Origin of the sequence: Bacillus sp. 3255 (genome assembly GCF_031456485.1) — a bacterium.
Lineage (GTDB): Bacteria > Bacillota > Bacilli > Paenibacillales > NBRC-103111 > Paenibacillus_E.
This window is the reverse complement of sequence record NZ_JAVDUS010000028.1, coordinates 18,590-30,425: the sequence shown is the minus strand read 5'-3', so window position 1 is coordinate 30,425 and position 11,836 is coordinate 18,590. Positions and strand designations below refer to the sequence as shown.

The following is an 11,836-nucleotide window of genomic DNA, read 5'->3' as shown; positions in this document are numbered from 1 at the left end:
TTTATACCGTCCCACAGGCTGCGTGGACATTCGATTAACTGGAGTTTTTCCAGTTATTGCAGCTCCGAGCAACTCAGCGCGACGAGCACGGGGCTGGACGCAGCGATCGCGGAGCTGAATGCTGGCAGGCGCGGATGGGCCCGGCGATCGCGGGGCTGAACGCTGGCAGGCGCGGATGGGCCCGGCGACCGCGGGGCTGAGCGCTGGCACTCGCGGATGGGCGCAGCGCCCGAACCCGCCCGAACCCGCAAAAAAAGCCGGCGGCACACGCTCCCACAAAGGGAGCGCGCGCCAACCGGCCGGCCGGGACTCATTATTCTTCGAATATTTTCGTCAGCAGCTCGCCGAGCGCTTGCAGCGCCTGCTCTTCCTGCTCGCCGTCAACCTCCAGCGTCACTTCCTCGTTCAGCTGAATGCCCAATGTGAGCATGCTGAGGGAGCTTTTGCCGTTCACTTTCTTGCTGCCCTTAATGACGTTGACTTTGCAAGGATAAGCGCTGGCCGCTTGCACGAACACCTTGGTCGGACGGGCGTGAAAGCCGGACAGATTCAAAATCGTAAAAGTTTGCGATAACATGATTATTCACTCCTTGTCTTTTCATTAACGAATGCATGGATGCTTTCTTGGCTGCTCATCGACAGGATGTGTTCGGTATACCCGGCCCACTCTGCACGGGATAATTGTTTGATGAGCGCGCGCGCGGGCAGAATCGAGCTGGCGCTCATACTGAATTCGTGCAAGCCAAGGCCAAGCAAAATGGGAATGGCGGTCTCATCGCCGGCCATTTCGCCGCACATGCCCACCCATTTGCCTTCCCGCTCCGCCGCCTGGATGACCATGCGGATCAAGCGCAGCACCGAAGGATGGCAGGGCTGATACAAGTACGAGACGTTCTCGTTCATGCGGTCGGCCGCCATCGTATATTGAATGAGGTCGTTCGTTCCGATACTGAAGAAATCGACCTCTTTGGCTAAGAAATCCGCCGCCAGCGCCGCGGCCGGCACTTCGATCATAATGCCGACTTCGATCGTGTCGGATACCTGAGCGCCTTCCTCCCGGAGCTTCGCTTTCTCCTCCTGCAGCAGGCGCTTAGCCTCCCGCAGCTCCTCGGCTACGGCGATCATCGGGAACATGATTTTCAGCTGCCCATAGCTGCTTGCCCGCAGCAAGGCTCTCAGCTGTGTCCGGAACAGATCCTGCCGGTCCAGACACAAGCGCACGGCGCGCAGGCCGAGGAAGGGATTGCTTTCGGCCGGCAGCTTCATGTACGGCAGCTCTTTATCGCCGCCGATGTCCAGCGTGCGAATGACGACAGGCTTGTTGTTCATCCGCTCCAGCACGTGCTTATACACCTGGAACTGTTCTTCTTCCGTCGGAAGCGCGCTGCGTCCCATGTACAGAAATTCGGTGCGGAACAGCCCGATGCCTTCCGCACCGTTCGCCAGCACCTTCTGCAAATCCTCCACGCTGCCGATGTTGGCGGCCAGCTCGACGCGGTGGCCGTCCCCGGACACCGTCGGCTCGTCAAGCAGCATGCGCAGCTCGCTGCGGCGCTTGTCGTACGCGATTTTGTGCGCTTGGTACTCCGCCAGCTCGGTCTCGGACGGGTCGACGATGGCAATGCCTTGAACGGCATCCATGACGACCATCGTTCCCGTCTCGATATCCGCCGCCGCGGAACCCGCCCCGACGATCGCAGGAACTTCCAGCGAACGGGCCATGATCGCAGAGTGGGAAGTACGGCTTCCGACCTCGGTGATGAATCCGAGCACATAATCGGTATTGAGCTGCGCCGTATCCGAAGGCGTTAAGTCTTCGGCAATCAGAACGCACGGCTCGTGGATGGCGGACACCGCCGCGTAGGATACGCCGCGCAGCAAGCTCATCAAGCGGCCGGATACATCCCGCACATCGGCTGCCCGTTCTCTCAGCAGCTCGTTATCCATCGATAAGAGCATGTCGATGAACCCTCCGGCAACTCCGTGCAGCGCGAATTCCGCGTTCAGGCTCTCGCTTTCGATCTGCCCGATAATCGCATCGATGAGATCGGGATCTTCCAATAGCAGCAAATGCGCTTCGAAAATTTCGGCTTTGGCCGCCCCCATTTTTTCCTCGGTCATTGCCCGAATGTGTGCCAGCTGCTCCTTGGCTGTCTCCACCGCTTGCCGGAAACGTGCCGTTTCTATCTCAGTGTCCGCTACCTTATCCGGTGAGGGCACATAAGTTTCATGCTTAAGCCGGTACGCCTTCGCGATGGCGATGCCGGGGGAAGCGGCAATTCCGGTTAGTCGTTTCGTCAACATGTCAGCCATAAGAATACTCCCCTTCCTTAAGATTGCCTTGCTTGCTTCAACTGCTCGTAGTGATGAACGACCTCGGCATGGATCGGGTGATCCGCTTCGATGGACGTATATTTCGTGATCGCGGCGGCAAGTCCCAACGCTTGAATATCGGCCCGGATTTGCACAGCCTCCGGATCGTCCGCAGGGTCGAACAGGAGCGCTGCAGCCATTCCCATCGCCAAATGCTGAGCCCCCATCCCCAATTCATAGGCTTGCAAAGCGGGGCGGACAAGACGGTCGTTCGGGGACAGCTTGCGAATCGGCGATCGTCCTACGCGTGTCACTTCATCGGTCAAATGCGGATTGACGAATCGGCTTATAATTTTATGAATATAGTTCGTATGCGCAGCCGCATCAAATCCGTATCTCCGCTGAAGCACAGCGCCTGTTTCTTCCATAGCCGCCTGCACGAGCGCCGCGATGCGCCGGTCCGCCATCGCCTCCTGAATGGTCGGGTATCCATGCATGTAGCCCAAATAGGCTGCAATGCAATGCCCCGTATTAACGGTGAAAAGCTTGCGCTCGATGTACGGCTCGAGTTTGTTCACATAATGGATGCCTTCGATCCGCTGAAAGCCGGGAAACATCTGAGATTCGTCAACGACCCATTCGTAGAACGGCTCAACCCGGACCTCCAGCGGGTCCGCATTGTGCTGAATCGGCACGATGCGGTCTACCGCAGCATCCGGGAAAGCGGCGAGCCCTTCCGCCTTCTCCTGCAGCTCCGGGCTCAAATGGCTGTACACATGCTCTTTGAGCTGCGTACTGCCGCCGATGGCGTTCTCGCAGGCAATGATGGCCAGCGGCGCTCCTCCGCGCGCGATGCGCAGCTCGAGCCCTTTGGCGATCCCGCCTGCAATATGCTTCAAGATGTTCACGCCGACCGCTGTCGTCACGAGATCCGCGCTTGCGACCGCTTCGGCAACATCGTCCGGGTTCCCTCCGTTTATGGCCGTAACGTTATTGACCTGGAATGTTTCCTGCGCATCGCTTGCGATACGCACCGTATAGGACTTCCTCTTTTGCAGCTCCTCCACCAGACGATCGTTCACATCGGAGAAGACGACTTCATACCCCGCTTGCGACAGCACGAGTCCGATAAAGCCTCTGCCGATATTTCCAGCGCCGAAATGAACTGCTTTCATGACTCCATCCCGCTTTCGAAAATGGCAACCAGCTCTTCCGCCGTCGCAGCTTTCATAATGCCTTCCATATTCTCATCTTCCGAACAGATCATCGCTACATTCGTCAAAATATCCAAATGATCGTTGCCCGCCGCAGCGATGCCGATCACGAGAACAGCCTTCTCGCCGTCGCCGAAATCCACACCTTGCGGAATTTGGACGATGGACAGTCCCGTCGAGCGAATGAGCGCTTTGGAATCCTGCGTGCCGTGAGGAATGGCAAGTCCGTTCCCCATGTAGGTCGATAAAGTTGCCTCCCGCTCCAGCATTTTCTCAATATAAGCCTCCGAGGCGTGACCGGCGTCCACCAGCAGCTGCCCCGCCATACGAATCGCTTCGAATTTGTCTTGCGGCTGTGCGTTCAATTTCACTTTCTCTACAGATAAAATCGTCATCGTAGGTTCTCCTCTATCCTTTTAGGATTTATTTTCTAAAAAGCCTTCAAGCTCTTGCGATAAAAATTGCTTGATCTCCGATTGGCTGCCTTCCTTAAGCAGCTCGATCATCTGCGGGATGAGCAGATAGGAGCTGATCTCGCTAAGCACCTCCAGGCTTTCCTTCGACAGCTGCTGCGGACCCAGCATTAACAGCACCTGTCTCACCCCGGATGGTGCGAGCTGATCGAGCACCAAATCCTGCTGCAAACGAAACAACGTCAAGAACGGCGCCTTCACCAGCTCGCTTCGAATATGAAAGAGGGCCAGCCCCGTGTCGGGAATAACCTGACTGCTTTGTCTTTCTCTTGCCAGCAGCAGCTCAACAATCGGCTCTACGTCTTCAATCACATGAGTTAACTTGGCGTAGCCGCAGATTTCACGCAGTGTCGCCTGCAAGCTGTCGAAGGATTGCTCCACATGATGAACGGTGAATTGGTCGATGATCCTCACGATTTCATTGACGTACTGTTTGATTCGGTACAGTCTGTCGGTTGTCGCATCCACCTCGGGGATTGGACCGAGCTCCTGCCGGATATCGTCCTTTTTCAACGTTACGTTCTGAATGAACAATCTCAGACGCTCCGCCTCTTCCTTCGTAAGAAGCGGGCTCAGCTTGATATATTGATCGTTATCCAATGGCAAATCCACTGTAGAGACGATCAGGTCGTACTCCTTCTCAGGAATGCGCGCCGCTTCGAACCAAGAAGCGTGCCCGATGATATCGATTTGGGGCAGTTCCTTCGTTAAGCGCACGGCGAGCATCTTGGACGTTCCCAAGCCGCTCGTGCAGACGAGAATCGCTCTCACATTGCGGCGGAATTGCTTCTGTCTCTCCAGAGATGCACCGAAATGCATGACGAGATAACCGATTTCTTCATCCGGTAACGCTATCCCCGTTATCGTCTCATCCACTGCTCTCCGGATTCCCTCGAAGAGAGCTTCGTAATCCTTCTTGATTTGGGCGAGCAGCGGGTTGCGAATGCCCACACCTGCCTGCAGCCGCTTCAGCGCGGATTCGAGATGGCTCAGCAGTCCGTCCCGAAGAGAGCGGTCGCTGCTGTAGGGGACCCCGCTATGCGCCTCCATCTGGCGAACCAGCTTCCAGACGATTTCCATGTAGCTGAGCTCTTCCTGCGGCAAAAGCTGATTCGGATGCGGTGCTTCCCCTCGCTCGAGCAGCCCGGCGATATAAGCGGTCTCAGCGGTTGAGAACTCAACCTCCGCCTTGCTCGACAAATGGCCGATGAGCTGGGCGAGCAGCTCGCTCTGCCGAACGGACTGTTTCTCCGCTTGCAGCTCAATCCCCCTGCCCTGCTTGATCCGCGAAACGGCGATCGAGATGTGGATAAGCAGCTGCGTATAGGCCTCTTCCGACAACGCGTTAAGCCCTTCATCCTCAACTTGCCATAAAGCCTCTTCCACTTTGGCAAAATGTTCCTTGCCGATCAACGCCAGCAGCTTCATCATGACGGGCGTGAGCGGCTGGTCCGGTTTGCCGAACAAATCGGATTCGTCCAAATAGTGCCGGGCCATCCGCGAAATCATCCTGCGCATATTCGCTTCAGAACCGCTCAGACCGACACCGTACCCTCTTCTGCGCACAAGGATGAGATCGGATTTCTGCACCCAGCCCTCGAGCTCATCCAGGTCATTCGTGATGGTCGGAATCGTTACGCTAAGCTCATGCGAAAGAGTGAATAACTTAACAGGCTCAGCTTCTTGAAGCAGCGTGCACAGAATATACAGCTTGCGGTCTTGGGCGGAGTACTCGCTGGCCGAAACAGCCAACAACGACCGTTTGAAAGCATCCAAATGAGCAGAGTCTCCCTGTAAAAGCATGCCTTTGCCCGATTTCTTCTGAAGCGTCAATCCGGCATTCTGAACGATCGTTTCCAGATCCGCCAGCTCTCTATGCACCGTTCTTGTACTGACATTGATTTCTGCGGCGATTTCACCCGCTGTAACTTCACCTTCGCGGCGTAATAGCAGCTCTAGGATTTGACGGTGCCTGTGTGTCAATCTCATATTCATGCACCTCTTACGGAAATGGAGATAACGCCGGCTTGACAGCCAGCGTTACACGGATATATTAACTTAAACGTTTGACAAGCTCATCATATTCGGGACTTTTCATGAAATTGTCGATGGAGATATGCTCCGCCTGCGGAGCTTGGTTCCGCGCACGATCGGTCAGCGATTTGTGCGTGACGACGATATCGGCATCTCCCGGTATTTCACTGATCGCCGTATTAATGACCGTAACGGCAACGCCCGCTTCTTTCATTTTCTTTCTCAGAATGGAAGCTCCCATCGCGCTGGATCCCATACCTGCATCGCAAGAAAACACAATTTTATTGACCTTGGAGGCCGGTTTAACGGAAGCCGTTGCAGCGGCCGTCTCGGCTGCTGCGGCCGCGGCAGGAGCTGCCGCCGTGCTGCCCGCTTGCTTCATCTGCTTCATCTTCTCAGCTGCTTGCTCCAGATTTTCGTCCTCCTCGGACTGCTTGCCCGTTTTGAGCAGCAGTGCCGCTACAGCGAAGGAAACTACCGTTGCCGTGATGACACCTGTGAAGATGGCAAGCATTCCACCCTTAGGCGCCATCGCGATATAAGCGAAAATACTTCCCGGCGACGGCGGAGCGACAAGTCCTGCGTTGAACAGGGAGAACGTGAACGTACCGGTTACACCGCCTGCGATAACGGCTAGAATCAATCGCGGATTCATCAGAATATACGGGAAATAAATCTCGTGAATACCGCCAAAGAAGTGAATGATAGCGGAGCCTGGCGCCGACAGTTTGGCGGAACCGCGGCCTACGAGCCAGTAAGCCAACAGGATGCCAAGTCCAGGTCCCGGGTTGGATTCGAGCATGAACAGAATCGATTTGCCGGTATTCGAAGCTTGCTCCAGCGCAATCGGGCTGAGCACGCCGTGGTTGATGGCATTGTTCAAGAACAAAACTTTCCCGGGTTCGATCAAGACGTTCGCAAGCGGCAACAACCCGGCATCGACCAAGAATTGAACCCCGGCGGCGAGCGCCTTGCTCACGACTTGAACGGCCGGGCCTACGACCGCGTAAGCGAGTACGGCCAGAATACCGCCGATAATACCGGATGAGAAGTTGTTGACGAGCATCTCAAAGCCGGATTTGATTTTGCCTTCGATTGATTTATCGAATTGCTTCAGCACCCAGGCTGCGAAAGGTCCGACGATCATCGCGCCCATGAACATCGGAATATCCGTCCCGATGACGACCCCCATCGTGGTTACAGCACCGATGACGCCGCCTCGCGTGCTGTGAATCATCGTCCCTCCCGTATACCCGATCAAGAGCGGCAGCAGGTACGTAATCATCGGTCCGACAAGTTTGGCCAAATATTCATTTGGAATCCAACCCGTCGGAATGAATAATGCGGTGATGAGCCCCCAGGCGATAAAGGCGCCGATATTCGGCATCACCATACCGCTTAGGAAACGTCCGAAACGCTGGACCTTCACGCGAGCTCCACCCGCTGACGGTTGGCTTTTTGAAGATAATGTATCCATTAGGATAACCTCCCATGAGCTTAATCATGATATTGTTTATGTACTTATGGTAATGCAAAAGCGCTTTCACGTTCAATCAAATCAAAATTCCTTTTCGTCATCATTATTGTTGACACTATTTTTCGCATACATTTTACTGCCATACATTTGGAATCCTATTGGAAAGGGCAGCAAGCCCGGGAAGGGATCGAAGCGGGTTTATCCAACCTCCGTACTCCGTACGCTTTTCGCCAAAGTAAAAGGCTACCGCCTGCAGTATCAAAAGATACCCGGGATAGCCTCGCGTTTAAAACAAACCTGTTTTGTATAATTGTTACTGCAGGATCAGCCTAGCGATACCTACTACATCGACAATGTCAATTACGCCATCATGATTGAAGTCGGCCGCTTTCGCCTCATTCCAATCGCTGCTACTCGATTTTTTGCCTAAATGCATCGCTGCTTTGCCCAGATCCCCGATATTCATAAATGTATCGTGATTGACATCTCCCGGTGCGAAGTCAGTGATGAACTGTTGGTTAAACGTTTGGATCGCTTGGTTTAACACATTCGCCGCATCATCCGACTGCTGTTGGGTAACCGCCGGGTTCGTGCCCACGCCAGCAGCCGTTTGGATAGCAGCCAGCAGCACGGCTTTGGAACCCGCTGCATATTGCCCGGCTTGCGTTCCTTCTACAGCACGATCATAGATGGTCTGTGCCAAGCTCAAGACTGTCTGCAGCGTTGTCTTATTAATAGCCGAATTCGTAACAGTCACCGCCAAATCGCTAAGCGGAGCATCCATTTTGTGCCCTCGTGCATTAGAAAGGGCTGCCTTGGTCAGTGCCAGGTTGGTCGCTGCGGAAGAGGCCAGCGGCTTCGCTTTCCAATTAAGCTTGAATAGCTCTCCGCTTGCGGTGATCGCCCCCGCTTCTCCTTCGCTGATCGCGATAATGCGAAGTTGACCCGGTACATCCTTCTTCATTTCAACCACGCTAAAGCCGGATTTCAATGCATCCACGGATACGAATTCAACCGCTTTCGCATCAAAGCTCAGCATAAGGTCTGCCGCATATATGGCGGAAGATGCCCCCTCCTTGACGTTCGTTAAACCGAAGTTAGTCGAAAATGCAGCTCCTGCTTGAACCGCTGCCGCTCCCGTCAGCGTCGTGTGAGGCACGTCGGTCGGAGGCGATGTCTGACCGCTGATCACGACATAAGTGGAACCTTGCATGCCGCTTCCGTCCACAGCTGTCGCCACCACTTTCACGATGCCGTCTGTATTCGCTGTCAGCCGTCCGCCTGCCGTAATCGCCGCTTTATCGGTCGCCGCAACACCATCGGCTTCCCAAACGCTCCATGCGACTTGACTGTTCGCTTCCGCCGGCAAGACAATCGCTTGCATTTGCAGCGTGGCGCCTTGAGTCATAATGGTATTCACGCCGCCAATGCCGCTTACGGAGATGGAAGTGATGGACGGCTGACCGTACACGGCATCCGTTACCGTTACATGGGCAACCGCCGGTATAGACGTGCCGCTAACTACACCATTCACGCTAAAGCTGCCGGCTGCCGCATACTTGGACGGGTCGATGTTTGCCCACTGCACCGCACGGTCAGCCGTTGTGTTATCGCTGAACGCGGCGGTGACAAGCGCCGGCAGGACAGGCGGAACGCCAACGACCGTCTTGACATTCACCGGTTTCAATGCCGTTATCACCGGCGCATCCTCGTTAGCAACAAGCGCTTGCGCTTCCCCAACGCGCAGGATTTGTTGATCGGTGTCCGCCTCGGCGACGAAAATCCGCTGTCCATTGTCCGCTTCGATGATGCCGTCCGCCGGGAAGGCGGTCCATCCGTTCAAGACCGAATCGCCCGCATGAATGGCAGACAGAACGTCGCTCCCGCCAACCTTCTTATACCAAAAGCGGTTCCCGTCAGCGGTCAAAGCCGGCAGCATAGCTTTCGTTTTGCCGTTATTCGCAAGCCCTGCCACGTCCGCGAACGTGACCGGCTGCTGCAAGGCAGGCGTCGGGTTGATGCAAAACTCTATTTTCCACTGCTGGTTCGTATTGCCATTCCAAGACCATTGCAGCACAGAGGAGCCAGCCGAAACATGCCCACCGCTATCGAGCACCATCCCGTTCGTACGGTTGACAATCTTGAAATACCCTCCGCTAAGATATACGATTTGCCATTGCTGGTTATTACTGCCCGTCCATGTCGTTTCCTTCACGGAAGCCCCTTGAGAAACGTTACCACCGCTGTCAATCGCCAATCCGTTATTACGGTTTTTAATCGCGAAGTACCCGTTATTCAGATCAATGAAATTCCATTGCAGATTGGGACTTGAATCCCATGTCCATTGCTTTACATCCGAACCGGGCGAAACCGATCCCCCACCGTCAAGCGCCAACCCGTCTGTATGATTCGTAAGCTTAAAGTTAGCAGCCGGATTATAGGACACCCTAATCGAAGATACCGTACCGTTATTAGACCTAAGATCGGCGTTATCACCCGTGAGCTTCCACGAGTTTCCGCTGAAATTGTCGCCTGTATACAGGGTAACGTTGTAACCGGCCGGAAGGCGAACCGATGAAATGCTGTCATTTGGAATTCCGGCACCCTGCATTTGAGCAAGCGTATAGCTGCCAACTCCAAGGAAACCGCTATTGCCTCCGTAATTGACACCGGTATAAAATTTCGGCACATTCGTGGAATTGAGTGCCGGAATCGGGCCGCTGAAGCTCAGCTTCACGACATAGGCCGGAGCTGAATACGGCTGCGAAGACGGCATGGTAATCTGGAGACCGTTGGTATCCTGCGTATAACCCGTTAGATTGATATAGGTTCCGGCAGTAGAACCAAGCAATTGTACGGAAGACAAGTTGCTCAAGTTTGCGTTATTGGCATTTAAGTTACTCAAATTCAGCGTTGCGCCATTCCCAGGCCAACCCATGACAATGCCGTAAAGGGCATTGCCCTCTTTATTCCGGGTGTACCGGATGTCTTGATTCGTACCGGCCGTCGGTGTCATATAGATGCCGCCACCCATCTTAGTCGGGCCTTCTCCATAGACATCCCAAGCACGCGTCGCATAAATCGATTCTCCGAAACGATTCAGCCAATCCCCCATGCCAAGCAAAATGTCTTTTTGCTCTTGCGGGATCGTACCGTCAGCCGTTGGAGCAATGTTCAACAGCATGCTGCCATTTTTGCTGACGCGATCGATCAAAGCATCCAGCACGGCTTTTGTGGAATAATACCCCATGTTATTTGTATAGCTCCAGCTTGTACTACTGACGCTATCGTCTGTCAGCCAATAATTGGTTTGCATATCCCCAGGGCCGCCACGTTCATAATCATAGACCTCGCCATTGTTGTCATATCCGTCTTTATAGGTAGCGACGACCTCTTTGTTCCACTCCATTGCTTTATTGTAATAATGGGAAAGGAATTTCAAGCGCTGCGTTTCGTCAACAGCCGAAAGATCGAAATCTTGCCACAGGATGTCCGGCTGATAGTTATCAACCACTTCCTCCAGCTTATCGTACCAGAGCTGATTCTCCTGGGCACGCGGCAGTTGACCGTATAATTTCTGCAAGCTGGGATCGGTTTGCTGAGGCGCGTCCTCATAAAACCCTGTATAGTTGTAAGCGTGATGCATCGCGAGTAAGAGCTTCAAGTTTTTGCTGCGGATAGCCGTTGAGAATTGGCTGACTAAATCTAATTTTGGTCCCAGCTTCACGGAGTTCCATTCGTTCACCTTGCTGTCCCACATCGAATAACCGTCGTGGTGCTCCGCAACTGGACCGGCGAATTTGGCTCCGGCATCAACAAACAATTGGGCCCAAGCTTCCGGATCGAAATTGCCGCCTTGAGAAGTCAGTTTCGGCGCAAATTCCTTCCAATTCCCGGCCAGATCTCTGGCACCGGTTAAGAAGTTACTATACGGCCAAGCGGACGTATCACCATATGTGGCATAGTGGTGCTGATTCTCGGGGCTGCCCGATTTATACATATTACGGGGATACCACTCGCTTCCGTATGCTGGAACACTGAAGGCCCCCCAATGAAAGTAGATGCCGAACTTGGCATCCCTGAACCAATCCGGTGCCGCATTATGCAGGTCGACTGACGGCCAGTTAGGCTCGTAAGCGGCAGCGGCTGCTTGAGCGGCAGAACCCGCAATCGGAGCAAACTGCGCTGCCATACAGGCAGCTGCGATCACGCAAGTTACAATTTTTGTTCCCAAGTATTTGATCATCATGTCCTCCAAATCGCACACAATAATGAATGCGCTTTCCAAAAGTTAAGCAGTTTCCATATTTCGGTAAGTTAACAAA

General features: G+C 54.1%; 7 protein-coding genes. All 7 read right to left on the bottom strand.

Features of this window, described 5'->3' with window-relative positions:
- Positions 1 to 313: 313 nt before the first annotated feature.
- The gene (locus J2X61_RS32425; protein WP_310194147.1) at positions 314 to 577 is read right to left on the bottom strand and encodes an HPr family phosphocarrier protein; all 264 of its coding nucleotides are present in this window, start codon (positions 575 to 577) and stop codon (positions 314 to 316) included.
- A gap of 2 nt (positions 578 to 579) precedes the next feature.
- Complete coding sequence (ptsP, locus tag J2X61_RS32420) at positions 580 to 2,301, bottom strand: phosphoenolpyruvate--protein phosphotransferase (RefSeq protein WP_310194298.1); 1,722 nt, start codon at positions 2,299 to 2,301, stop codon at positions 580 to 582.
- A gap of 29 nt (positions 2,302 to 2,330) precedes the next feature.
- Positions 2,331 to 3,488 (bottom strand): mannitol-1-phosphate 5-dehydrogenase, encoded by a 1,158-nt coding sequence (locus J2X61_RS32415; RefSeq protein ID WP_310194144.1) that lies wholly within the window; start codon positions 3,486 to 3,488, stop codon positions 2,331 to 2,333.
- Complete coding sequence (locus J2X61_RS32410) at positions 3,485 to 3,922, bottom strand: PTS mannitol transporter subunit IIA (RefSeq protein ID WP_274467724.1); 438 nt, start codon at positions 3,920 to 3,922, stop codon at positions 3,485 to 3,487. Before J2X61_RS32410 ends, J2X61_RS32415 begins: the two co-directional genes overlap by 4 nt.
- Before the next feature lie 21 nt (positions 3,923 to 3,943).
- Positions 3,944 to 5,989, bottom strand: coding sequence for a BglG family transcription antiterminator (locus tag J2X61_RS32405; protein WP_274467723.1), 2,046 nt, complete (start codon positions 5,987 to 5,989; stop codon positions 3,944 to 3,946).
- A gap of 64 nt (positions 5,990 to 6,053) precedes the next feature.
- Positions 6,054 to 7,511: a PTS mannitol transporter subunit IIBC gene (locus J2X61_RS32400; RefSeq protein WP_310194138.1), complete on the bottom strand. Its 1,458-nt coding sequence runs from the start codon at positions 7,509 to 7,511 to the stop codon at positions 6,054 to 6,056.
- Positions 7,512 to 7,824: 313 nt separating this feature from the next.
- Positions 7,825 to 11,757, bottom strand: coding sequence for an alpha-L-fucosidase (locus tag J2X61_RS32395; protein ID WP_310194135.1), 3,933 nt, complete (start codon positions 11,755 to 11,757; stop codon positions 7,825 to 7,827).
- Positions 11,758 to 11,836 lie beyond the last annotated feature (79 nt).

Excerpts from the sequence above, each read along its gene's own strand:
- J2X61_RS32410 (WP_274467724.1), bottom strand. The coding sequence starts at position 3,922 with ATGACGATTTTATCTGTAGAGAAAGTGAAATTGAACGCACAGCCGCAA.
- J2X61_RS32425 (WP_310194147.1), bottom strand. The coding sequence starts at position 577 with ATGTTATCGCAAACTTTTACGATTTTGAATCTGTCCGGCTTTCACGCC.
- J2X61_RS32395 (WP_310194135.1), bottom strand. The coding sequence starts at position 11,757 with ATGATCAAATACTTGGGAACAAAAATTGTAACTTGCGTGATCGCAGCT.
- J2X61_RS32405 (WP_274467723.1), bottom strand. The coding sequence starts at position 5,989 with ATGAGATTGACACACAGGCACCGTCAAATCCTAGAGCTGCTATTACGC.
- J2X61_RS32400 (WP_310194138.1), bottom strand. The coding sequence starts at position 7,511 with ATGGATACATTATCTTCAAAAAGCCAACCGTCAGCGGGTGGAGCTCGC.
- J2X61_RS32415 (WP_310194144.1), bottom strand. The coding sequence starts at position 3,488 with ATGAAAGCAGTTCATTTCGGCGCTGGAAATATCGGCAGAGGCTTTATC.